Consider the following 23488-nt stretch of genomic DNA (forward strand, 5'->3'; position numbering starts at 1 on the left):
GCGACACGGCCCGTAACCTGGGAACGTCGGTCGCTGTCCCCGTCCCGCAGGGACGCACCGTGCCCAGCGCCACCCCGGCGCCGTGAGGCTCAGCGACCTCGCCCACGCCGTTACGCCCTACGTCAGGTCCACCGGCAGCCTCCGCCACGCCACCCACCCCGCCGGCGGCGTCGGTGACGGTGCCCTTGGCCTTGCCGTCGAGGGTCACGGTCAGGGTGGAGCCGCTGACGGTCACGGCGAGGGTGTGGAACTTGGTCTTGTTGAACCCGTCGGTGCGGGTGGAGCGGGCGAGCTCGACGGGTTCCCGGTCCTTCGCGAGGAGGGAGACGGTGACCACGCCGGTCTGGTCGAACTCGACGGCGTAGCCCGCGGTGCCGTCGGCGGCGGCGCGTACGACGAGCCCGGCGGACACCTGGTCGGCCCGGGCGCTGCCGGTGACGGTGTGGTCGCGCCACTCCTCTCCCCCGCGCAGCACGGCCGCGCCGCCCAGGACCGCGGCGTCGGCGACCAGCGAGGTGGTGTCCACGCCGACGCCGGTGGTGGCGCGCAGGTCGACGGTGGCGGGTCCGGAGACGACGGTGCTGGACCGCCACAGGGCCTTCAGCCGCAGGTCGGGGCGGGGCTTGTAGGTGCGCGAGCCGACCTGGCCGCCCTTGACGATGTACTCGCCGGATCGGCCGCTGGGGAAGTGGTCGTCGTTGAAGATCCACACCCGCATGCCGGTCTTCTCGGCGGTCCGCAGGACGTGGCCGACGATCGCGAACCATTCCTCGGTGAAGAAGACCGGCTGCATCTCCGCGTTGTCGAACGGGAAGAGGACGACCTCGTACATCCCCTTGTCCCGCAGGTCCGCCATCTGGGCGTCGACGAGTTCCGGGGTGACGGGGCCGTTCCAGTACCAGTAGACCGTCGGGCGGCTGTCCTTGGCGGGGTCGGCGAAGCGGGCGGGCGACCAGGTCGTCCCCGTCGCGCCGTGGTGCTGCTGCGCGGCGTACGCCGGTAGGGGCAGGCCGGACGCCAGCGCGGCTCCGGTCATCCCTGCGGCGGCCACGAAACGGCGTCTGGACAGGGGGAGTTCAGGCATGGCGGTACTCCGTGAGGTGAGGGCGGGTGCAGGCTGGTGGGCGGGCCGTGGCGCTCGCGCCGGTCGTGTCAGGGGGTCGCGAGGGCGGCGACGTCGGCGGGCGCCAGGGCGCGGTTGTGCAGTCGGAAGCCGGCGACCGCACCGGTGAGGTAGGGGTGCGTGGGGTTCTGCGAGCGGCCGAGGTAGTTGTGGGTGGTCGTGCCGAGCAGCAGCGGGCTCGCGGCCATCGCCGCGTTGCGGCCGGCTTCGGCGCCGTCGACGTAGAGGATGCCGACGCCGGCGCCGAGGGTGAGCGCGACGTGGGTCCAGCGGCCGGTGGGCAGCGGTGCGGCGGCGTCGATGACGTCCTCGGCCTCCATGCCGGCGATCTTCAGGGCGGCCCGGGCGCGTCCCGCGCCGGTGCGCGGGGTGAGGAACAGATAGGTGTCCTTGTGGTAGCCGAGGTCGAAGACGCGCGCGGAGTTGACCAGGACGTCCACCCGTACCCACATGCTGACGGTCAGTTCGGACAGCCCGGCGGGCAGGGCGGGGGCCAGCGCGACATGGCCACCGGCGCCGTCGAGGGCGACGGCGCTCCGGCCGCCCGGCCCGTCCGCGGTCCAGGAGGCGCCCGCGGTGAGCGTCGCGGGGGCGAAGGTCCGGGTGGCGTCGGCGGCGCTGGTGCCGGTGCCCTCGTCGAGGGGGTAGCGGGCGACGTCGCGCTCGCGGCCGGCGCGGGGGGCGACCGCCCAGTAGACCGTGTAGTTCTCGTGGTGGACCTGGTGGAACGGCTTCAGGGTGACGGCGCCGCCGGCCGCCTCGGCGGTGAACGCGCCGTCGCCGCCGCGCGCGGGCCGCAGGGACTCCGGCCGGATCTCGGGGATCGTGGTCAGTTCCGTCGGGCCGTACGCGCCGGCCAGCACGAGCGGACCGTACGACACCGAGCGCACCTGCGGGTTGTCGGGCGCGGGGCGCCACACGGGTTCGCGGGGCAGGGTGAGTTCGACGGTGTCCCCGGCCCGCCAGCGCCGGTCGAGGGTGAGGTAGGTGCCGGGCTCGACGTGGCCGGAGTAGGGGTGTCCGGCCACGTGTACCCGGGCCTGCCCCCGGCCGTCCGCCAGCCAGCCCGGTATCCGGACCTTGAGCGCGAAGCGGCCGCCGCCCTCGGCGACGGTGATCCGCACGGTGTCCTCGGAGACCGCGTGCTGACGGATCGTCACCCCGCCCTTCGCCCCGTGGGGCCGCCAGTCCGCCTCGGAGGGGATGAAGAGGTTGACGTGGAGCGCGTCGCGGGACTGGAAGTAGATGCTGTCCGCGAACTTGGTGTGGGTCTCCAGACCGGTGCCGTGGTCGCAGGAGAAGTTGTCGTAGTCGCCGCTGTAGCTGCCGGGCGCCGCGCCGAGCCCGCCCTTGGGCTGCCGGTGGGAACCGGCCCACAGCCCGGTGTAGTACGTGACGAAGCCGTGCTCGGAGTCGGGGTCCTGCTCGCCCAGCATCTGGTTGTACAAGGTCCACTCGTAGTGGTCCATGTAGGCGGTGCGGGACGGCTCGTGCAGGAACAGCTGCCGGCCGAGCTTGAGCATGTTGTAGCTGTTGCAGTTCTCGCAGGTGTTCTCCGACAGACGGCTGACGATCTCGTCCGGGGGCCCGAAGAACTCAAGGTTGGAGTTGCCGCCGATGGCGTACGTGTGGTGCTCCACGACGGTGCGCCAGAAGGTGCGCGCGATGTCGAGGTAGCGGCGCTCCCCGGTGGCCTCGTAGCCGAACGGCGCGCCGACGACCTTGGCGATCTCGGTGTTCGCGTGACGGCCGGCGAGTTCGTCGCGTCCGGCGGCGAGCGGCGCGTAGAGCTCCTCGTGGTCGAAGCGGCGGGCGGTGCGCAGGTGCGCTGGGTCGCCGCTGACGAGGTGGAGGCGGGTCAGGACGTCGTTCATCCCGCCGAACTCGACCTTGAGCAGGGACTGCATGCGCTCGTACGGCAGCGGCGCGGTCCGCGCGTCCGCCCAGGCGGCCATCCCCAGCAGCACGGTCATGGCCTGCCGGTTGCCGCTGAGGGTGTACTGGTCGAGCAGCCCGGCCATGATCTTGTGCAGGGTGTAGTACGGCGCCCAGGGCTTGCCGCCCGCCTCCAGGCTGTCGAAGACCGACTCGGGGAAGGCCGACAGGTAGCCGTCGTGGAACCCGGCGGCGGGCGCGGCCGCCTGGCACTCGGCGAGCGCGGCGACCAGGACGCGGGCCTTGTCGGCGTACGTCTCGTCCTTGGTGTTGGCGTGGGCCTGGGCGAGCGCGGACAGCAGGTGCCCGGTGGTGTGGCCACGCAGCTGGACGTCCGGGGCCTCCCAGCCGCCGCAGGACTCGGCGGACGAGGGCAGCCCGACGTTGCGGCGGAAGGTGTGCAGGAGCCGGTCGACGTCGACGAAGCGCAGGTAGGCGCAGGTGCGCCGCATGTTGTCGAGGAACGGGCTGTCCAGCAGGCGCACGGCGGACAGCGGCAGCGGGTCGAGCTTCGGACGCGCCGCGGGCACCGGCCCGCTCCGGACGCCGCCCGTCGGCTCGGGGGCGCTCGGCGCGGCGGCGGCCGGGGTCGCCTGGACGGCCTGCGTGGCAGCCGCAAGGGTCGCGGCCGCGGCGACGCCGGCGGTCAGCACGTTGCGGCGGGACGGCTGGGACGGGGGTGGTGCGGACATTCTCGGAACTCCTTCCGGGCGCGGAGGAGTACCACCGGTCGGCGGTTGTCCGGCGGCATGCGGCCGTGGAACGCGGTTGCCGGGCAGCCCGATGCCCGGCCACTGGCCTGAGAGCGAATGAATCGTTTTTAGAGCCAGCGGCAACCTAGGATGACTCCGCGGAGACCGTCAAGAGCGGCAGCCCAAACCATGGCCTGTGCGGGCCGCACCGCCGACAGACCGTCACAAATGCCTGCACAAAGGACGATAGTGCGATGACGAGCCGTCCCCCGGGAGTGGGAAGGCGGCTTCCGGCGCCTGGCGCCTTGTCGCGGTGGCCGCCGCCGCGTATCTTCCTGCCCGTCACATACTGAATCGTTCAAGTAGTGGGGGGTGCGGTGGCCATCCCGGCCGCTCACCGGCGACGGAAAGCGCCGGGGGATACTCCAGGCCGGCGAAAGGAAACAGTCACCCATGACCACTGGCAGGATCTCCGCGGCCGCCGCCGGCACCTGGCTCCTCGGCGACATGAAGGTGAACCGGATCGGCTTCGGCGCGATGCGGCTGACCGGCAGCGCCGCCTTCCACCTCGGCACGCCCAGCGACCGGGACCGCGCGATCGGCGTGCTGCGCCGCGCCGTCGAACTCGGCGTCGACCACATCGACACCGCCGCCTTCTACTTCTCACGGCTGCGTTCGGCCAACGAGCTCATCAACTCGGCCCTGGCGCCGTACCCGGAGGACCTGGTCATCGCCACCAAGGTGGGGCCCGCACGGGACGCCTCCGGCGAGTGGGCCACCGCCGCGCGCCCCGACCAGCTGCGCGGCCAGGTCGAGGAGAACCTGCGGCAGCTCGGCCGCGACCACCTCGACCTGGTCAACCTCCGCTTCATGGGCGGCACTTCCGTCGCCGAGCACTTCGGCGCCCTGGCCGAGCTGCGCGAGGCCGGCCTCGTCCGCCACCTGGGACTCTCCAACGTGCGCCCCGAGCACCTGGCCGAGGCACGGGCCATCGCCCCCGTGGTGTGCGTCCAGAACCGCTACGGTGTCGACGCGCGCGAGAGCGACGACCTGCTGCGGGAGTGCGGTGCCCAGGGCATCGCCTTCGTGCCCTTCTTCTCCATCGCCGGCGGGGGCCGCGAGCAGGGGCCCGGCGCCGGCGGCGCCGAGAGCGACGCGGTGCTCGCCGTCGCGGCCGCCCATGGTGTCTCGCCCGCGCAGGTGCGGCTTGCGTGGACGCTCGCACAGGGCGACCATGTGCTCGCCATCCCGGGAACCGGCGATCCGGAGCACCTGGCCGACAACCTGGCGGCGGGCGCGCTGCGGCTGACGGACGAGGAGACGGCGCTCATCGACGCGGTGGGCCGCCCCGCCCGCTGAACCGGCACGGCCTTGGGCGTGGCGACGGCGACCGTCAGTCGTGCGGGACGACCGCCACGGGCGCCTTGGCGTGGTGCAGCACCGCATGGGTCACCGGGCCGACGTGCAGGCCGGCGGCCGCGTGCCGGACACGGCGGCCGACGACGACCAGTGAGGCGTCGGCCGCCGCCTCGACCAGATGGTGCGCCGCCCCGCCGACCAGGGAGTGCTCGACGACCTCGACGGCGGGGTACTTGGCCCGCCACGGCGCCAGCGCCTGGGTGAGCGCCTTCGCCTGGGCGTCGGTCAGCTCGTGCTCCAGGTCCAGGGCGATCGCCGCGGGGTTGTAGCCGTAGGAACCCGGCAGGTTCCAGCCGTGGACGACGCGCAGGCCCGTCCCGCGCAGCACGGCGGCCTCGAAGGCGAAGGCCAGCAGATCGTCGTGGGGACGGGCCAGGTCGATGCCGAGCACCACGTCACGGAAGGGCGTGTACTCCGAGACCAGGCCGTCGAGGTCAGGGCGGTGCTCGTCCTCGCCCGTCTCACCGGCCCGTACGAGGACGACCGGGCGGACCGCCTGCGCGACGGTCGCGGAGGCCACGGAGCCGACGAGGAAACCGGCGAGCGCGCCGAGGCCCCGGGAGCCGAGCACCAGCAGCTCCGACTCCTCGGCGGCGGCCGCGAGTGCCGCCGCGGGCTGCCCGCTCACGACCCCGGCGGAGATCTCCAGGTCCGGGTGACGCCCGGCGAGTTCGTCCGCGGCGTCGCGCGGCACGGACTCGGCCCACTGCCGCTGGGCGTCGGGGTCCACCGCGGCCACCGCCCCGGCCAGCGGGGCGTAGGCGGAGGTGTACGGCTGCCAGTCGTGGACGTGCACGAGCCTGAGGGGCAGTCCGCGGCGCAGTGCCTCGCGGGCGGCCCAGTCCGCGGCGGCCCGGCTCTCGGGCGATCCGTCGAGACCGGCGGTGACCGTACGGGACATGACGTGCCTCCTGGCGAACGGGACGAAGGGCGGGGGCTGTTCGCCCCCAGCTTCCCGCCGGCGACGGGCCTCCGGCAGGGGCCCGCCGGGCCCGTACGGGGGCCGACCGGCCCATGGGCGACGGCATGCGCCGCCCGGGACAGTGGGAGCAGGCCACCGCTGTGATCAAGCGTACGGGGCGTGTACCGGCGCGGTGGCGGGGGGTGGCGGCCGCACCTGTGCCGCCGGTCCGGCCCGGACGCCGTCCCGGCGGCACCGCCGCGCCGGCCGCGGGACCCTGGAGGGGACGCATCCGCGACGTACGGAAGGACGTGACCGGTCATGACGCAGCAGGACGCGGCCGCCGGGGACATCGGGCGCCGGATCGCGAGCCGCCGCGAGGAACTGGGCCTGTCCCTGGAGGAGACGGCGGAACGCGCCGGCATCGCCCCGGGCTATCTGCGGTATGTGGAGCAGGAGCCGACCGCGGCGCCGGGCAGCTCCACCCTGCACGGGCTGGCCACGGCGCTGGGGACGAGCGTGTCCGCGCTGAGCGGCGGCGAGGCGGAGCTGCCGCCCGGCCGGGGACGCGCGGCGGGCCGGGCGTCCCTGGTGGAACTCGGCCCCGGGGAGTGCTGGGCGTTGCTGTCCACGCACGGGGTCGGCAGGATCGGGCTGGACACGCCCGACGGGCTGGCGATCCTGCCGGTCAACTACACGGTCAGCGAGGGCGTGATCGCCTTCCGCACCCATCCCGGGGCCACGCCCGCCGCGGCCGCGGACACCAGGTGCGCCTTCGAGGTCGACCAGGTCGACGAGGCCCTCAGCCAGGGCTGGAGCGTGCTCGTCCGCGGTGTCGCCTCCACCGTCACCGACCCGGGGGCCGTGCGCCGGCTGGCGGAGCGCGAGTACGCCGGCCCCTGGGCGGGCGGCGACCGCGACCTGTGGATCCGCGTCGTCCCGGCAAGCGTGACCGGACGCCGCATCCTGGTCGGCTGAGGACGTTCCTCACCGCCGACCGCCCGCGCACCCCGGCCACCGCCCGCGGAACGCACGTGCAGCGCTACGCGGCCGGGCGCAGGGCAGCGCGCCCGGTGCGGGCGGCCAGGCCGTCCCGGCAAAGGCACCCCGGGCGCCACAACATGGAGCGCGCGCACCGCCCTCACAGTCCGGTGGCGGAACCGCGCACCACGGCGACCGGGCAGTGCGCGTGGTGCAGGACCGCCTGGCTGACGGAGCCGAGCACCAGCCCGGAGAAGCCGCCGCGTCCGCGTGCGCCGACGACGAGCAGCTGCGCGGTCCGGCTCTCCTCGATGAGGGTCTCGCGGGTCGCGCCTCGCACCGTTTTCGTGCGGACCGCGACCCCGGGGTAGCGCTCCCGCCGTCCCGTGATCGTCTCGGCCACCAGGCGTTCCTCGGTGCGGGCGAGTTCCCCCGGCTCGCTCGCGTAGGGCATCGCCGGGTCCTGAGGCGGCGGTACGGGCGTGTGCCACGGGGTCCACGCGTGCAGGGCGAGGAGTTCGGCGCCGCGCAACGCGGCCTCGGCGAAGGCGAAGTCGACGGCGTCCGCGCCGGCCGGGGAACCGTCGACGCCCAGCAGGACCGGACCGCCGGCGGCCGGCTGCTCCCGGACCACCAGGACCGGGCACTGGCCGTGCGCGGCGAGGTGCACCGCCGTCGAGCCCAGCATCAGGCCGACGAAGCCGCCCATGCCGCGGGACCCCACGACGACCAGTTCCGCGGCGCGCGACTGGGCCTCCAGCACGGTGAGGGGTTCCCCGGTCACCACGGCATGGGTGACGTCCACGTCCGGTGCCGCGCGCCCGGCGCGTTCCACGGCCTCCGCCACCACGCGCTGCGCGGCGTTCCGCAGGCCGCCCTCGGACGGGCCCAGGGCCGGGGGGCCCAGCGGCACGTGCATGGCCGGCCACAGGAAGGCGTGCACCACCCGCAGTCCGGCGCCGCGCCATGCGGCCTCCCGGGCCGCCGTCTCCACCGCGGCAAGGCTCGAGGCCGAGCCGTCCGCTCCTACGACCACCAGACCGCTCACCGCGCCTCCTCGTCCACCCTGCCCGTCGCCCGTCCCCGGCTTCCCCCCGGCGCCGGTCAAGGGGGCCGTCGGGGATCAGGCCCTGCGGTGGCCCCATGAGGGGCCGCTTTCCTCCCACTCGCGGCCCCAGGCCGCGGCGCGCCCGCGGTCGATCCGCAGGCGGACGACCCAGCGCCCGGCGAGGACCAGCGCGCAGGCGCCCGCGGCGGCGACCGAGCCGAAGACGACGCCCTGGGCCTCGGCCTGCGCGGGGGTGAGCCGGTTCTGCTGCAGCCGGCCGTCCGCGTCCAGCCAGACGGACGTGGTGGAACCCGCCGGGCTGCCCGGTTCGACGCGGGCCTGACCGGTTCGGGCGGAGCCGTCGGACGCGGTCCACCGGACGGTGGTGAGGACCTTTCCGATGGAGCCGGTGTACGGGTTCTCCACGGCCTTCGCGGCGTCCTCGGTCAGGACGGCCGTCGCCAGGTGGGTGCCCTGGCTCCGCCGCAGTTCGGACTGCTCCACCGCGGCCGCCGTGGCCGCCCCGGCCGCCGGGGCCCCGGCGGCGATCAGCAGGGCCGCCGCCACGCCCGTCCAGGCCTCCAGGACATCGGACCGTCGCCGCAGCGGATTGCGGCGCCAGCGCCAGAACACCGCCCTGCCGCTCATGGCCGTGCTCCCTTCCCTGTCCGACGACCGTCGCACGCGCCGGCACTGCCGCAGCAGGGGCCACACGGATCATTTCCGCCGCAGGACGGGGCCGACCGGCCCCTGCGCGCACACGCGGCCGGGCCGCCGCCGGGTTGTGACGACCGTCACTCGCCGGCGATCGAACTTCCCGCGCCGCCCCGCGTCCTGTCGGTGTCCTCGACACCTCCCGGATACGGAGCACCGATGCCCAGCCCCCTGACCGACCCCCTGTCCCCCGGCACCCACACCTTCGAGGTGGACGGGGTGGCCCAGCGCTACCACGTCCACGGCACCGGACCGGTGTGCATCGCGCACTCCGGCGGGCCGGGCGTGTTCTGGGAGTACCTGCGCATGCCCGAGGTCGAACGGCACCTGACGGTCGTCTACCCGGAGCCGGTCGGCACCGGCGGCTCGGGCCGTCTCCCCTCGCACCCGCACGGCTACACCCGTGAGCGCTACAGCCGGTTCCTGGACGCGCTCGTCGACCACCTGGGAGCCCCTCGCGTGCACCTCCTGGGGCACTCGCACGGCGGCTTCGTCGTCCAGCACCACGCGCTGCACCGGCCCGCGCGTGTCGCCGGGATCGTCCTGTACGACAGCGCGCCGGTCACCGGCCCCGAGCACGGCGCCGAGGCGATGCGCATGGTGGAGGAGTTCGCCGCCCGGCACGCCGGTCACCCCGGTCTGCCGGAGGTCCTGGAAGCCTTCCAGAAGGTGTCCGCCATCTCCGACGACGCGGGTATGACGGCGGTCCTCAAGGGGCTGCTGCCCGCCTACTTCGCGGATTACTGGGGCCGGGAGGAGGAGTTCGCGCCGCTGAGCGCCGCGGTGTCGGGCACGCACATCTCGGGGCTGGGCGAGGACCTCGTCCCCGATGTCGTCGACGACCGCGGGCGGTTGGGGGCCCTCACGGTGCCGGCGCTGGTCGTGGTGGGCCGGTACGACGTGGTCTGCGGGATGCGCTGGGCCGGTGAACTGCACGAACTGATCCCCCAATCGGAGCTGCTGGTCCTGGAGAACAGCGGGCACTTCGGCCACCTCGAGGAGCCCGGCCGCTTCGCGGAGGCCGTGGTGGGCTTCGTGACCGCCCGCGAGCGGGCGGTCCCCGCGTGACGGGCTCCGCGTGACGGTCCCCGCGTGACGGGCCCGGAGAAACGGGCGCGACGCGACGGCCGCGCGGCCGTCGCGTCGCAAGGCTGAACGGGCCTCACCCGGACGGTGGGGCCGGGCCGGCGGATGGGGGGACGCCATGGCGTCCCGGCCACCGCCGGCCCCGGCCGTCACCGGGGCCGCGGCCTCAGGTGATGACGTCGTACTCCCCGTAGGAGTGCTGGGGCGTCATCGTGGCGTCGAGCCCGTTGGTGACCCAGGTCCCCAGGACCATCTCCGCGGTGATGCCCGGGCCGAAGCCCGCCAGCAGTCCACGGTGCCCGTCGAGGGCGGAGCCCTCCTCGAACATCCGGTACAGGGCGTCGAGGACGACGGCGCTCGCGATGTTGCCGTACTCGGTCAGCGTGGCCCGGCTGAAGCGGAACGACTCCGGCGGGACCCCGAGGAAGCGGCAGAGGTCGTCCAGGATGCGGGGGCCGCCGGCATGGATGATGTAGTAGTCCAGCTTGGCGGCGTTCCACGCGTGGTCCTCCGCGACCTGGCGCAGCACCGGTGCCAGGGGCTCCATGGTGCCGGGTACGCGCTTGTCGAGCTGGAAGTGGAAGCCCGTCTGGCGCACCGCGTAGGAGATCCACTCCTCGGTGTTCGGGATGAGGTAGGAGGCGTTGCGCTCCAGCCGCATCCCGGTGCCGCCGCTGCCCCGCACGACGGCGGCGGCGATGCCGTCGCCGAACAGCCCGTTGGACAGCAGCGTTCCGACGCTGAGGTCCGTGGGCTGGTAGCACAGCGAGCAGAACTCGCATGCCACGATGAGGGCGTTGGCCTCCGGGTACGCCGTGCAGAAGTCGTGGGCGCGGTTGATGGCCGCGCCTCCCGCCGCACAACCGAGCTGCGCGATCGGCAGCTGGCGGGTGTCGTGGCGGAACCCCATCTTGTTGATGAGCCACGCCGTCAGCGACGGCATCATGAAGCCGGTGCACGAGACGTACACGATGATGTCGATCTCGTCGGGCTCCAACTCGGCCTGGTCCAGAGCTTGTCGTATGACGGCCGGTACCCGTGCCTTCGACTCCGCCTCGTAGATCTGGCTGCGTACGTCGAAACCCGGATGTTTGAGCACCTCTTCGATCGGCTGGATCAGGTGCCGCTTCTGAACGCCCGTGTTCTCAATGAGCCTGAGGGTCAGGCCGAGTTGCGGGTGGTCCTTGTGCAGCCGTCGTGCCAGCTCAAGCGTTTGTTCGCAGGTGATAACGTTGTCGGGAACCGAGATCACCGGCTTGCACAGAACAGCCATGCGTGGCTCCATTTCCTGCCCCTCGGCGGGCTATGGTCCATGTGGCGCGCTGCTCCGGGATTTCCGGAGCAGGCCCGTACCTGTCACGAAAATGCGGTAGGGGGTACGAGCGCATTCATGTGCGCGCCCACAGAAGGCCTGACGTTCACGAGGTCCCGGCAAAAGACGGTTCACAAGGGGGGACCGGCTGCTGTCGAAGTGGATTCACGGCCTGTTCAGATTTGCGTCCACCAGGAAAACGTACGTCACTTGGGCGGATTCCGCATGTCGGAGCGGCCCGCACCCGCCGTCACGAGGGAGAACGGGACGGAACCGGCCCCGCACCCGTGCGGGTGCGGGGCCGGAACGGAGGCCGGAGCGGGAGGTCGCAGCGGACAGGTCACCAGGCGACGTGCAGGGCCACCGGGTAGCGCCAGATCGACGTGGCGCTCCAGCGCACCTCGTCGGCGGGCTTGGCCAGCCTCAGGTCCGGGAAGCGGCGCAGCAGCTCCCTGAAGGCCACCTGGAGCTCCATGGTCGCCAGCGGCGCGCCGAGGCAGTGGTGACCGCCCCAGCCGAAGGTCATGTGGGGCGTGCCGGTGCGGTCCAGGTCCAGCTCGTCGGGGCGGTCGAACTTCTCCGGGTCGCGGTTCGCGGTCAGGTACGAGACGTGGACGACGTCGCCGGCCCGGATCAGCACGCCGCCCATCTCCACGTCTTCGACGGCGATCCGCGGGATGCCGACGCCCTTGCGGAACGGGATGTACCGCAGCATCTCCTCGATGGCCTGCGGGATGCGGTCCGGCTGCTCGCGCAGCATGGCCAGCTCGCGCGGGCGGGTGAGCAGGGTGTAGGCGATGTTGCCGATCTCGTTCGACGTGGTGTCCTGGCCCGTGATGAGCAGGACCATGGCCATGACGGCGAGTTCCTTGTCGTTGAGGATCTCGTCCCCGTCACGGGCGGTGGCCAGCACACTGACCAGGTCGTCGCCCGGGCGGGCGCGCCGTTCGGCGGTGAGCTTGGTGAAGTACTCCCGCAGGTAGGCCTTGGAGTGGACGGCGTTGTCCCGGTTGTCGGGGCTGAAGTCCATCATGGTGCGGGCGTGGCCGCGCAGCTCCCAGCTGTCCTCGTCGGGGATGTCGAGCACCTCGCAGATGGCGGCCAGCGGGAGCGGCGCCGCCAGGTGCTCCACGAGGTCGGCCGGGGAGCCGCTCTCCTCCATACCGTCGAGCAGTTCGGCGACGACCCGCTCGATGCTGGGGCGCATGTGCTCGACGTTCCGGGGCGTGAAGCCCTTGGAGACCAGCGAACGCAGCCGGCTGCTGTCCGGCGGGTCCATCACGTTGATGGCCTCGTCCTGGACGATCGGCTCGGGCGTCATGCGGGGGAAGTCCTTGCCGACGACGGCGGCGCGGCTGAAACGCCGGTCGGTCGTCACCGTCCGCACGTCCTCGTACCGCGTGACGAGCCAGGCCTCACCCTCGCCGTGCGGCAGCTTGATGCGGGAGATCTGCTCGTTCTCCATGAACTGCTTCAGCTGCGGGTCGAACTCGAGGGCTTCGGCGAAGTCGAAGGGGCAGTTGTGCGCGGAGGAACCGGATTCCATGCGAATACTCCAGTGCACCTGGGCGTCGGGGGGACATATCACAACCAATCCCCCGCGCGCGCAGGTGACCACTGCAGGCAGCCCATCCGGGCGACCCGTGCCCATGAGGGTGCCGCGCCCTCGGGGACACAGGGCGCGGCACGTGCTCGGGCTCACCGGCCGTCAGTAGTAGTGGCGGCGCCCCGCGACGGCGTGTCCCATGGCACCCAGGACCCAGAGCACGAGGCCGATGACCACGAGGATGGCTCCCAGGGTCCACAGGATGGAGATTCCGGCGAGGAATCCGATGATGAGCAGGATGATACCGAGGATGATCATTTTGTACTCCCTTGCGCGGCCCTGGTCGCCGTTGCCCTGTGCCGGGCCGGTGGCACCGGGGGTACGAGCCCCGGGGCGGTGACCGCGCGGTGCGCGGTCACGCCGGGCCTCGCTCAGCCGGGACCGGCCGTCGGCGTCGCCTGCTGTCCACGTCTCCGACGTGAACCTGCCGGCATCGCATTCACCCCCATTCGTACACGGATCGGCTACCCAGGTCTTCGCGTTTCATGACCGCCGGATTCGGCCGGCATGGTGTCCGCCGGGACCATCGCCCTCATGGTGAGAGCGCTCTCATCAGCGCGAACACGGTCTGCAGGACGCCCTGACCGCACCACCAACCGCCCTCAACACCCGCTCCTCGACTGTCATTTCCCGCCCGAAGCGCGAGCCGGGCCGCCCGCGGCCGACGCCACTGACTCCAAGGAGTGAAGGCAGGAAACCGCGCGCGACTTCTTTTGTTCCATGTATTGACCGCGGTTCGCCCTGGCGGGAAGGTGTTCCCGCCATATGAGAGCGCTCTCAGCCGCTCTCCACCCGGAACCGCACCCTTCCCCGGCACCGATCCCGAGGAGGCATCACCCGTGACCGCGCGTACGACCACCGGCAGGCGCCACGCCGCCAGACCGCTCACCCTGATGGTGGCCGCTGCAGCCACCGTGACCGCGCTCTGCCTGGGCCTGCTCGGCTCGGCCAGGGCCGCCGTCCCGCCGGCACCTTCCGGCTGGACCACCGTCTGGAGCGACGACTTCAGCGGGGCCGCCAACACCCTCCCGTCCGGCGACAACTGGATCATCGACACCGGCACCAGCTACCCCGGCGGCGCAGCCAACTGGGGCACCGGCGAGGTGCAGACCTACACCTCCAACACCGCCAACCTCCGCCAGGACGGCTCGGGCAACCTGCGCATCACCCCGATCCGGGACTCCGCGGGGAACTGGACCTCCGGGCGCGTCGAGACCCGCCGCAGCGACTTCGAACCCCCGTCGGGGGGCAAGCTCCGCATCGAGTCCCGCATCCAGATGCCGAACGTCACCGGCGCGGCCGCGGCGGGCTACTGGCCGGCCTTCTGGACGCTGGGCGCGCCGTACCGGGGCAACTACTGGAACTGGCCGTCCATCGGCGAGTTCGACCTGATGGAGAACGTGAACGGCGTCAACCAGGTCTGGGGCACCCTGCACTGCGGCACCAACCCGGGCGGCCCCTGCAACGAGACGAGCGGCCTCGGCACCACCCGGGCCTGCCCCGGCAGCGCCTGCCAGGGCAACTTCCACACCTTCGCCTTCGAGTGGGACCGCAGCGTCAGCCCCCAGCAGCTGCGCTGGTACGTCGACGGGGTCCAGTTCCACTCGGTGAACGCGAGCCAGATGGACGCGTCCACCTGGAACGCGGCCACGGGCCACGGCCACTTCATCCTGCTGAACGTCGCGATGGGCGGGGCTTTCCCCGACCCGGTGGCGGGGTACAAGACGCCGACGGCCTCCACGGTCTCGGGCGTACCCATGCTGGTCGACTACGTCGCCGTCTACAGCTCCGGTGGCGGCAGCACGCAACCCCCGACCTCTCCCCCGCCGACCGGGGGCACGGGCAGCGCCTACGGCACCCTCCAGGCCGAGTCGTACACGCAGCAGTCCGGCACCACCGTCGAGACGACGACGGACAGCGGCGGCGGCCAGAACCTCGCGTCGCTCGCGAACGGCGACTGGGCGCTCTACCCGGGCGTCGACTTCGGGACGACCACGGCCCGGCAGTTCAAGGCCCGGGTTGCCTCCGGGGCCGCGGGCGGCGTCAGCGGCCTGGTCGAGGTCCGGCTGGACAGCCGGAGCAACGCCCCGATCGGCAGCTTCTCCGTTGCCAACACCGGCGGCTGGCAGAGCTGGACGACGATCCCCGCGAACGTCTCGGGCATCACCGGCAAGCACGACGTGTACCTGACGTTCACCAGCGGCCAGCCGGCCGACTTCGTGAACGTCAACTGGTTCACCTTCAGCACCACCTGACCCCCAACGCCGCCCGCGGTGTCCCCCTCCGGCTCCGGCCCGGCCCGGCCCGGGGACACCGTGGGCGGCAGGGGGTGCCGGTAGTCATGCCGCACCTCAATCCGCGAGCACGACCTCGGATCGCAGAACCGAGTACACGACCATGTCGCGCCATTTTCCGGCACGGAAGCAGGCCCCGCGCTGCACACCCTCGCGCGTGAAACCGGCCGACTCCAGGGCCCGTTGCTCCGCGACGTTGGCGACGTCGGTGCTCGCCTCGACCCGGTTGACCTTGGTGTGCGAGAAGAGGTACTCAGCCAGCTGACGCTGGGCGCACGTGCCGTATCCCTTGCCACGCTCCGCCGCCAGCAGCGCGATGCCGATGTTCCAGCACGGTGAAGCCGGGCCGAGCATGACCTGGTGCCACTGCACCTCACCCACGAAGCAGTCGTCCTTCCCGACGACGGCGAGCCGGCCGCCCTCCTGGGAGAGGAAGCCCTTCTCCGACCACTGCCGCCGAAGGGCCCCCGGGTTGCGGTGACCGAAGAAGGCCGACTCGGCCGCCTCGTCCGGGTCCTCGAAGAGACGTTCCAGCAGGTCCAGGTCGCGCTCGACCATGGGACGCAGACGCACGGGACTCGACATGGCGGCCAGATTAGCGCCGCGAGAGCTTGCAGGCGGCATCGAGCCGGGGAGTTGAACCGCTGCAGGGGAAGGCTCACTGCCCGCCGAGGCGGAGCAGAACAACCATGTACAGGTTCAGGGACACCGTCAGAAGCAGAAAGGCGACCACCGTGTGGCCGACGAGCCCTCGCCGCGGGGAAAGGCCCAGATGCGCCCGGGCCGCACGGCTCACCCGGGGCCCGGGGACACCCCGTGCGGCGTTCGCGTCCGCCTTCTCGATCGCTCGGCGCAGCTTCTTGCGGCTCCTCTCGGTCGTGATTCCCAGGCGCACACCATGGGTGTCCCGCACGATCAGGGTGCGGTATGTCCTGCCGTACGAAAAGTTCGTCAGGAGCCGGACCGTGCTGATCCTGTCGAGGTCGACGGACCTTTCGCCGGTCAGGGTGCGCGCGGTCAGGCGGGACGACGAGTGGCGGAACGGAGCCCGTTCCTCGCAGAGTGCGGGGAGGAGCAAGGAGCCGGCGATCACCGACAGCAGGCCGAGCACGATCGGTGTGCCTTCAGGGACCGCCCCCGACCGGGCCAGTCCGTAGCCGCCGAAGGGCAGCAGAAGGACCGTCACCGCCAGTCCCGACCCCACGCGTGCACGGGTCACGCTGCCGGCCGTGGTTGCTTCCACTGGACCCTCCCCCGATTCCGCCGGAAGGCACCATCATGCAAGGACGGAAGATCCAGCCGCATTGCCGGAGTCCGGCAACCTACGGCGCGGGATCCTCGTGATCACGAAGTGTGGCTGGCGTCGCGGCGCCGGTCCCGGACCTCGGGGAGTTGCCGGAAGCCGGCTGACGTGTAGGTGGCGACGGCGGCGACATTGGAGCTCGGGGTGCAGACGATCGCGCTCGACGAGCCCAGCCCCTGGAGTGCGGCGGCCGCGGCGAGGGTGATCGCCTTGCCGTGGCCGTGGCCGCGGTGTTCCCGGTCCACGCCCATCGGTTCGAGCAGCCCGGGCTTGCCCGGACCGGCCGACCACACCGTCACCGCCGCCACCGCGCGTCGGCGTGCTGGTCGCAGTGCCAGTTCACGAAGGTGGTCATGGTGCCACAACAGTGCTCGGTCATGGGCACGGCATCCCTCCTGCGACCAGTCCCCGGGAAACGGGGGCGTCACCGTCATGGCTAGGGTGGGCGGCTCCACGGCGACCGACCGATCGTCCGCCGAACCGGAGGAGGGGATCCGCGATGAGTGCTGGGTTCAGGGCGGCCTACGACCTCGGGTTGGGGGTGGCCCTGCTGTTGGTGGCGTTCAACGTGGGCGATGCGGCGGGCCGGCTTCACCGCTGTGTGGCGCGTCATCCGAGGGCCGGCGCCGTCCTCGCTCCCGTGGTGCTGAGGGCCGCGGGTGCGGTCTTCGGCGTGATCGGCACGACGGTCGGCGCGGTCCGGCTGGTTCATGCCGCGGCGTAGGTGCTGACCGAGGCGCCTGTCACGCATCCTTCGGGCGCGCGATGAGGAGGGCCACGTCGTCGCGGTCGGCGGGGTGGCGCAGCGCGGCAAGGAGGCGGTCGCAGGTTTGCTCGACCGGTTCGTCGGGGGCGTCCAGGAGGCGGAGGAGGTCGTCGAGGCGCTCGTCGATGGCGCGGTCGCGGGTCTCGACCAGACCGTCGGTGTAGAGGACGAGGCGGTCGCCCGGGACGAGGTCGACGGTGGTGCTCTCGAAGGGTACGCCGCCGACGCCCAGGGGGGTGCCGGTGGGCAGTTCGAGCAGTCCCGGGCGCTTGCCGGCGCGGACGACGACCGGGGGCAGGTGGCCGGCGTTGGCGAGGTGGCAGACTCCGCGACCGGGGTCGTGGACCGCGTAGACGCAGGTCGCGATGTAGGGGTCAAGCCCGTGGGTGATCCGGTCGAGGTGGCCGAGGACCTGGGCGGGGTCGAGGTCGAGGCCCGCGAGGGTGGAGGTCGCGGTGCGCAGGCGTCCCATGGTGGTCGCCGCGGGGACGCCGCTGCCCATGACGTCGCCGATGACGAGGGCGACCCTGCCGTCGTCGAAGGGGATCACGTCGTACCAGTCGCCGCCCACCTCGTTGCTGGCCTGCGCCGCGCAGTAGCGGGCGGCGAGTTCGAGGCGGGGGTGGGCCGACGGGAGTCGCGGGAGGAGGCTGCGCTGCAGGGTCTCGGCGGTGCTGCGCAGTTGCTGGTGGAGGCGGGCGTTGTCGATGGACACGGCGGCGCGGGAGGCCAGTTCGCAGGCGAGGGTCTGGTCGTCCTCGTCGAAGGGCTCCGGGGTGCGGGCACGGGCCAGGCCGAGGACGCCGAGGATCCGGCCGCGGGCGATGAGCGGTACCGCCATGGCCGTGTGGACGCCCGCCCGGGCCAGCAGCGTGGCGGCGTCGGGGTCGCGGGCGATGCGCACCAGGCTCCGCTCGTCGGCGTGGGTGATCAGGCCGGGGCGGCCGGTGTCCAGGCACCGGGCGGCCAGGTGGTCGGGGCCGTAGGAGACGAGGCGGCCGGGCCGGCCGAAGGCACCGGCCGCCTCACTGGCCTCGGTGCACTTGGAGGAGAGGGCGCGGAAGCGGGGACGGTCGTGGCCGGGCCCGCCGCCGTCGTCGCGCAGCGCGGAGTCGAGGACGTCGACGGCGGCGAAGTCGGCGAGTTCGGGGACGACGACGTCGGCGAGTTCCCGGGCGGTGTCCTCCACGTCCAGGGACGTGCCGATGCGTGCGGAGCTGTCGGCGATCACGGCGAGGCGCGCCCGGGCGCGGTCGGCCTCCTGGGCGGAACGGTGCCGGTCGGTGACGTCCACCACGGAGGTGGCGATGCCCAGGACGTGCCCGTTCCCGTCCTCCAGCCGGAAGTACGAAACCGACCAGGCGCGGTCGGTGGCGGGGTCCGCGGGCGTACGGCCGACGACGTACCGGTCGACGATCGGTGTGCCCGTCCGCAGGACCTGCCGGATCGCGTCCTCCGCCATGCGGAACCTGGCCCCGGGGAGCACCTCGCGGAAGGGGCGCCCGATGTGGTCGCCCTCGGCGAGGCCGTGCATCTCGGCGAGGGCGGGGTTGACGGAGAGGTAGCGCAGGTCGGTGTCGAGCACGGCGAGCCCGATCGGGGACTGGGAGACCAGCTGGAGGGAGAGGGCCAGGCCGCGTTCCAGGCGCTGCAGTACGGGCCGGTCGGTGGCGATCCCCAGGGCGTAGACGCGGCCGCGGCTGTCCGTGAGGCGGACGTTGCGGAACTCCGCCAGCCGGGTGCTGCCGTCCTTGTGGCGCACGGGGAACGCTCCCGACCAGCTGCGGCCGGTCTCCAGCACCTCCGCGAACAGCCTCATGGCGTCGCCGCGGTGCTCGGGCCGGACGAGCAGCGGCGCGGCGTACCGGCCGACGGCCTCGCCCGCGGTGTAGCCGAACAGTTGTTCCGCCTGCGGGCTCCACATGTCGATGCGCCCGTCCGACTCGAGCAGCACCGCGGCGACTCCCAGGAGGTCCATGAGTCCGCTGGGGCCGAGTGCCCTGGCCTCGAGCTGATCGGCCCCGAGCGGTGTCCGCGCTTCGCTCATCGCAGGCTCCCTCTTCGCCCGCCCCCTCGCCGACCCCTTCCGCTTTCCGTCCGTCCGCCTACCCCGGCTCCGGCGAGTGAGTCCTGCCCGTGGATGCCTACGGCGGCCCCCGCACGCCCAGGTTTCCCGGGCCCGCTCCCGGGCAGGCGGCCATATCCTCACCGAGGGCGCCGCGTCCCGGAGGACCTGGACGCCTTCCTGGGCGAGGTCGACGAGCTCTTGAGCGCCGTCGCGGTCAGGGCTCGATGAGCCCGGCCCGGATCGCGTAGCGCGTGAGTTCCAGTCGGTCGCGCAGGCCGAGCTTCTGCAGGAGGTTGGCGCGGTGGCGCTCGACCGTCTTGACGCTGATGAACAGCAGGCCGGCGATCTCCTGGGACGTGTGGCCCTCGGCGACGAGCTTGAGGATCTCCTCCTCGCGTTCGGTGATGGCGCGGGCGGGCAGGGGCTCGCCCTGGCGGGCACGTTCGAGGTAGGTGCGGATCAGGGTGGTGACGGCGCCGGGGTAGATGAAGGGCTCGTCGCGCACGGCGGCCCTGCAGGCCTCGACCAGGTCGCGGTCGGCGACGGACTTCAGGACGTATCCGCTGGCCCCGGCTTTGAGCGCCTCGAAGAAGTACTGCTCGTTGTCGTACATGGTCAGGATGAGGATGCGCAGGTCGGGGCGGAGCCTGCTCAGTTCCCGCGCGGCCTGCAGGCCGGTCATGCGGGGCATCGCGATGTCCAGGACGGCCAGGTCGACCTGCTCCCCGCGGGCCTTGGCGACGGCCTCGGCGCCGTCGCCGGCCTCGGCGACGACGGTCAGGTCGGGTTCGCCGTCGAGGATCAGCCGGACGCCCCGCCGCACCAGCGCGTGGTCGTCGGCGAGGAGGATCCGGGTGGGCGGCGGGGCGGTCATCGCGGGCCGTCCGCCGCCGGAGCGGGTACGTCGAGGCGGACGTCGGTGCCGCCGCCGGGGGCGGCACCGACGGCCAGGCGGGCGCCGATGAGCAGGGCGCGTTCGCGCATGCCGCGCATCCCGGCGCCCTCGGGGACCTCGCCGATGCCTTTGCCGTTGTCCCTGACCAGGAGCTCGGCCCCGCCTCCGGGGACGGCGCCCAGGTGGATCTCCACCCGGTCCGCGCCGGAGTGGCGGGCCGCGTTGGTGACCGCCTCCTGGGCGACCCGGTAGAGCACCAGCTCGGTCTCGTGGTCGAACGCGGGGAGCGCGGGGCCGAAGCGGTCCACGACCGTGAGCCCGGGGGCGGTGAACTCGCCGGCCAGGGCGCGCAGGGCACTGTGCAGACCGAGTTCCTCCAGGACGCCGGGGCGCAGGCGGCGCGCGATGCGGCGGATCTCGTCGAGTCCGGCGCGGGTGGTCTCCTGCACCTGCCGCAGGTCGTCCTTGAGGGGATCGGGGGCCAGGTCGGCGCTGTGTCCCAGTTGCAGCACGACGGCGGTGAGGGTCTGGCCGACCTCGTCGTGGAGTTCCTGGGCGATGCGCTGCCGTTCGTCCTCCTGGGCGGACAGCACGCGGGCGCTGGTGGTGGCGCGCTCGGACTCCAGGCGGTCGAGCATGGTGTTGAAGGTCGTGATCAGGGCGGCCATCTCCCCCGATCCGGTGACGGCGGGGCGGCCCCCGGGACGGAGCAGGTCGGCGGAGTTCATCGCCCGGCTCAGGCGCTGCAGCGGTGCGAGCCCGACCCGGAGCAGCAGGGCGTTGGCGACGAGCATGGCGACCAGTCCCACGCCCAGCACCAGCGCTTCGCCCAGCAGCACGGGGGTGGAGACCGTGACGGGGCCGAGCAGGAGCACCGTGGCGACGACCAGCACCGCGCCGTTCAGCAGGAAGATCCGCCAGTACAGCGACATGGTCCCGCCTTCCTCGGGGGCTTTCCTCCACTGTCCGCCGCCATCGCCGTGACGTCCTGCGCGTGCCCGGCCGCGCTCATCGTGCCGTGGGTGGTGGGTACCCGGGTCCCGCTTCCAGCCTGCGCCGGGCCGGGGGGCCGCCGCCATCGGGGCCGGCACCCATTTCCCCGCCCCGGGATTGGGTGCCGGCCCCGATGGTTCCGCGGGCGGGCGCGGGCGACGGTGGAGGGGACAGGGCCCACCCGGCTCCGGGAGGAGGACACCATGCCGTACCGACACAAGGCCATCGAGGACATCGAGGCCGAGACCCGGCGCACCGACCCCCGCTTCGCCGAGGGGTTGCGCACCGGGCGCCCGTGCGCGCCGCGCGAGTACCGGCGGCGGCTGGGCTGGTTCCTGCTGGCGGTGGCGCTCGCCTGGATCCTCGTGGGGATCGTGCTCCCGCAGGGGCTGCTGATGGCGGCCGGACTGGTCCTGGCCGGAATCGCCGCGGGTGTCCTGGACCCCCCCCCACGACACCGTGGGACGGGGCCGCAGGCGGGCGTGATCCGGGCGCGGAGCCGAGCGGATCGGGGGCCGGACGGGTGGCGGGCGGCTCCGAAGGTTGTTCGCGGGGCCCGCGTGTGGCGCCGTCGCGCGCGGCTCCGGCGGGCTATTGTGACGCCGACCAATAAATTGCGCAAATCGTCACATTTTGGAGCCCTACGTGATCGAAGGCATCGGCAGGCGCCGCTTTCTCGCCGCGGGGGCGGCCGTCGTCGGGGCGGGCGCGACGAGCAGGGCCTGGGCGGGCGCACCGCTCGCCGATGTACCACCGGGCGGGGTCCTGCGGAGCAAGGTTCGGCTCCCGCGCCCGTACCAGGTACCCCTGCCGGTCCCGCCGGTCCTCGAGCCCATGTTGCGGACCGCGACGACCGACTACTACCAGATGACCCAGCGCGCGGCGAAACTGGAGATCCTCCCGGGACTGCGCACCAGCTGCTGGACGTACGACGGCCTCTTCCCCGGGCCCACGGTCGTCTCCCGCTCGGGGCGCCGCACGGTCGTCACGCACCGCAACGAACTGCCCCAGCCGACCGTGGTCCACCTGCACGGCGGCCACACGCCCTCCGACAGCGACGGCTACCCGATCGACCTGACGATGCCCGTCGGCAGCAGCATGTCGTACGCCGACGCGATGGAGGGCATGCCGGAGATGCACGGCTCCGCCGGCCAGCTCAGCCACGGCCAGCGCAGCTACACGTATCCGATGCTGCAGCGCGCGGCGACGCTCTGGTACCACGACCACCGCATGGGCTACACGGGCCCGGCGGTGTACCGCGGACTGGCCGGGTTCCACCTCGTGACCGACGACGAGGAGGACCGGCTCGACCTGCCGCGCGGCTCCCGCGACATCCCGCTGCTGCTCGCGGACCGGGCGTTCGCCGAGAACGGGGCGCTGATGTACCCCGCGGTCGACTCCGGCATGCACAAGCCCGGTGTCGTGCACGCGCACCACTTCGGCATGATGGGCGACGTCATCCTGGTCAACGGCGCCCCGTGGCCCGTGCACCGGGTCAGGCGGCAGCGCTACCGGCTGCGGTTCCTCAACGGCTGCAACGTCCGGGACTTCCGCCTGGAGCTGGACCCCCCGCCGCCGGGCGGCAAGGGCCTGCTGCAGATCGGCAGCGACGGCGGACTGCTGGGCAGCCCGCTGGCCCACGACAGCCTGCGCATGGCCCCTGCCGAACGCTTCGACGTCATCGTGGACTTCGCCCGTTACCGGCCCGGCACCAAGGTGCGCCTGGTCAACCGGTTCGGCAGCGGCAGCACCGCACAGGTCATGCGTTTCGACGTCTCACCGTCGTCCCGGAAGCCGCACGACGACACCCACATCCCCAAGCGGCTGTCACGCCGCCCCGCCACCATCCTCGACCCCCGCAAGGCCGTGGCGCACCGGACCTTCGCCTTCCGGCACTCGCGCGACGGCTGGACGATCAACGGCCTGCCGTACAAGCCCGGCCGCTCGCTGGCCGACGTGAAGCTCGGCACGATCGAGATCTGGAAGTTCACCTCGGTGTTCTTCCATTCGGTGCACGTGCACCTGGACGCCTTCCGTGTGCTGTCCCGCAACGGCAAGAAGCCGGGCGCGTTCGACGCGGGCTGGAAGGACACGGTGGCGACGGGCCCGGGCGAGACCGTCGAGGTGGCGGTCCGCTTCACCGACTACGCAGGCAAGTTCATGATCCACTGTCACAACCTCGAGCACGAGGACATGGCGATGATGGCCGACTTCACCACGCACTGAGGCACGGAGGCCCCGGCCCGGCGGTGTCCTAGGCCGTGTCGTCAAAGGAGCGCCGGCCGCCCGGAGGGCGGGCCCAGCGGCGTCTGGTGCGGTGCATCGCAAGGCGGAGAGTCGTCCTCGTAGTGG

19 protein-coding genes and 2 pseudogenes are annotated in these 23488 nt (G+C 72.7%); 7 read left to right on the forward strand and 14 right to left on the reverse strand.

What is annotated here, in order from left to right:
• Together PV350_RS29545 and PV350_RS29550 are read right to left on the reverse strand one after the other, a co-directional pair.
• Positions 1 to 1084, reverse strand: a 1084-nt coding sequence (locus PV350_RS29545) for a twin-arginine translocation signal domain-containing protein (RefSeq protein ID WP_500336957.1), incomplete at its 3' end; no start/stop codon positions are given.
• A gap of 68 nt (positions 1085 to 1152) precedes the next feature.
• Positions 1153 to 3750 carry a glycoside hydrolase family 127 protein gene (locus tag PV350_RS29550; RefSeq protein ID WP_500336959.1) on the reverse strand — a complete coding sequence of 866 codons (2598 nt, stop codon included), beginning with the start codon at positions 3748 to 3750 and terminating at the stop codon, positions 1153 to 1155.
• Positions 3751 to 4203: 453 nt separating this feature from the next.
• On the opposite strand from PV350_RS29550, the gene PV350_RS29555 reads away from it, so the two are divergent.
• Positions 4204 to 5109 (forward strand): oxidoreductase, encoded by a 906-nt coding sequence (locus PV350_RS29555; RefSeq protein ID WP_500336961.1) that lies wholly within the window; start codon positions 4204 to 4206, stop codon positions 5107 to 5109.
• A 34-nt stretch (positions 5110 to 5143) separates the two neighbouring features.
• Here the strand turns inward: PV350_RS29555 and PV350_RS29560 are convergent, their stop codons facing one another.
• Positions 5144 to 6070, reverse strand: coding sequence for a universal stress protein (locus PV350_RS29560; protein WP_499509188.1), 927 nt, complete (start codon positions 6068 to 6070; stop codon positions 5144 to 5146).
• A gap of 321 nt (positions 6071 to 6391) precedes the next feature.
• Here PV350_RS29560 and PV350_RS29565 point away from each other — a divergent pair, with 321 nt between their 5' ends.
• A complete protein-coding gene (locus tag PV350_RS29565) occupies positions 6392 to 7048 on the forward strand; it encodes a helix-turn-helix domain-containing protein (RefSeq protein WP_500336963.1) in 657 nt (218 codons plus the stop codon).
• 163 nt (positions 7049 to 7211) lie between these two features.
• Here the strand turns inward: PV350_RS29565 and PV350_RS29570 are convergent, their stop codons facing one another.
• Positions 7212 to 8099: a universal stress protein gene (locus tag PV350_RS29570; RefSeq protein ID WP_500336965.1), complete on the reverse strand. Its 888-nt coding sequence runs from the start codon at positions 8097 to 8099 to the stop codon at positions 7212 to 7214.
• Between the two features lie 75 nt (positions 8100 to 8174).
• A complete protein-coding gene (locus PV350_RS29575) occupies positions 8175 to 8747 on the reverse strand; it encodes an Rv1733c family protein (RefSeq protein WP_499509191.1) in 573 nt (190 codons plus the stop codon).
• 225 nt (positions 8748 to 8972) lie between these two features.
• Here PV350_RS29575 and PV350_RS29580 point away from each other — a divergent pair, with 225 nt between their 5' ends.
• Positions 8973 to 9881 (forward strand): alpha/beta fold hydrolase, encoded by a 909-nt coding sequence (locus tag PV350_RS29580; RefSeq protein WP_500336968.1) that lies wholly within the window; start codon positions 8973 to 8975, stop codon positions 9879 to 9881.
• Between the two features lie 184 nt (positions 9882 to 10065).
• Here PV350_RS29580 and PV350_RS29585 read toward each other — a convergent pair whose 3' ends face one another.
• The 3 genes from PV350_RS29585 to PV350_RS29595 all read right to left on the reverse strand — a co-directional run bounded on the left by PV350_RS29585 (position 10066) and on the right by PV350_RS29595 (position 13075).
• Positions 10066 to 11172, reverse strand: a complete 1107-nt coding sequence (locus PV350_RS29585; protein ID WP_499509193.1) for a type III polyketide synthase — start codon at positions 11170 to 11172, stop codon at positions 10066 to 10068.
• Between the two features lie 379 nt (positions 11173 to 11551).
• Positions 11552 to 12757, reverse strand: a complete 1206-nt coding sequence (locus PV350_RS29590; RefSeq protein ID WP_499509194.1) for a cytochrome P450 — start codon at positions 12755 to 12757, stop codon at positions 11552 to 11554.
• 162 nt (positions 12758 to 12919) lie between these two features.
• On the reverse strand, positions 12920 to 13075 hold the full coding sequence (locus tag PV350_RS29595) for a DUF6131 family protein (protein ID WP_499509195.1): 156 nt from the start codon (positions 13073 to 13075) through the stop codon (positions 12920 to 12922).
• A 635-nt stretch (positions 13076 to 13710) separates the two neighbouring features.
• Between PV350_RS29595 and PV350_RS29600 the strand changes: the two genes are divergently transcribed.
• Positions 13711 to 15072, forward strand: a complete 1362-nt coding sequence (locus tag PV350_RS29600; RefSeq protein WP_499516697.1) for a glycoside hydrolase family 16 protein — start codon at positions 13711 to 13713, stop codon at positions 15070 to 15072.
• Between the two features lie 96 nt (positions 15073 to 15168).
• Here PV350_RS29600 and PV350_RS29605 read toward each other — a convergent pair whose 3' ends face one another.
• The 3 genes and pseudogenes from PV350_RS29605 to PV350_RS29615 all read right to left on the reverse strand — a co-directional run.
• Positions 15169 to 15696, reverse strand: coding sequence for a GNAT family N-acetyltransferase (locus tag PV350_RS29605; protein WP_499509196.1), 528 nt, complete (start codon positions 15694 to 15696; stop codon positions 15169 to 15171).
• Between the two features lie 73 nt (positions 15697 to 15769).
• Positions 15770 to 16222: a hypothetical protein gene (locus PV350_RS29610; RefSeq protein WP_500336971.1), complete on the reverse strand. Its 453-nt coding sequence runs from the start codon at positions 16220 to 16222 to the stop codon at positions 15770 to 15772.
• Between the two features lie 233 nt (positions 16223 to 16455).
• A pseudogene (locus tag PV350_RS29615) lies at positions 16456 to 16848 on the reverse strand (GNAT family N-acetyltransferase); the annotation flags it as partial.
• 65 nt (positions 16849 to 16913) lie between these two features.
• Here PV350_RS29615 and PV350_RS29620 point away from each other — a divergent pair.
• Entirely contained in the window at positions 16914 to 17138 is a 225-nt protein-coding gene (locus PV350_RS29620; RefSeq protein ID WP_499509198.1) for a hypothetical protein, read from the forward strand.
• Between the two features lie 19 nt (positions 17139 to 17157).
• On the opposite strand, the gene PV350_RS29625 is transcribed toward PV350_RS29620, so the two are convergent.
• The 3 genes from PV350_RS29625 to PV350_RS29635 form a co-directional block, all read right to left on the reverse strand.
• A complete protein-coding gene (locus tag PV350_RS29625) occupies positions 17158 to 19227 on the reverse strand; it encodes a SpoIIE family protein phosphatase (RefSeq protein WP_500336973.1) in 2070 nt (689 codons plus the stop codon).
• Positions 19228 to 19462: 235 nt separating this feature from the next.
• Positions 19463 to 20122, reverse strand: a complete 660-nt coding sequence (locus PV350_RS29630) for a response regulator transcription factor (RefSeq protein ID WP_499509200.1) — start codon at positions 20120 to 20122, stop codon at positions 19463 to 19465.
• Positions 20119 to 21075 carry a HAMP domain-containing sensor histidine kinase gene (locus PV350_RS29635; protein WP_500336975.1) on the reverse strand — a complete coding sequence of 319 codons (957 nt, stop codon included), beginning with the start codon at positions 21073 to 21075 and terminating at the stop codon, positions 20119 to 20121. The genes PV350_RS29630 and PV350_RS29635 overlap by 4 nt, the downstream gene beginning before the upstream one ends.
• Before the next feature lie 264 nt (positions 21076 to 21339).
• On the opposite strand from PV350_RS29635, the pseudogene PV350_RS29640 reads away from it, so the two are divergent.
• Positions 21340 to 21507: pseudogene (locus tag PV350_RS29640) on the forward strand (DUF3040 domain-containing protein); the annotation flags it as partial.
• A 274-nt stretch (positions 21508 to 21781) separates the two neighbouring features.
• Positions 21782 to 23362, forward strand: coding sequence for a multicopper oxidase family protein (locus tag PV350_RS29645; protein WP_499509203.1), 1581 nt, complete (start codon positions 21782 to 21784; stop codon positions 23360 to 23362).
• Positions 23363 to 23488: the final 126 nt, after the last annotated feature.

This window comes from Streptomyces sp. PA03-6a, from assembly GCF_033792765.1.
Taxonomy (GTDB): Bacteria; Actinomycetota; Actinomycetes; order Streptomycetales; family Streptomycetaceae; genus Actinacidiphila.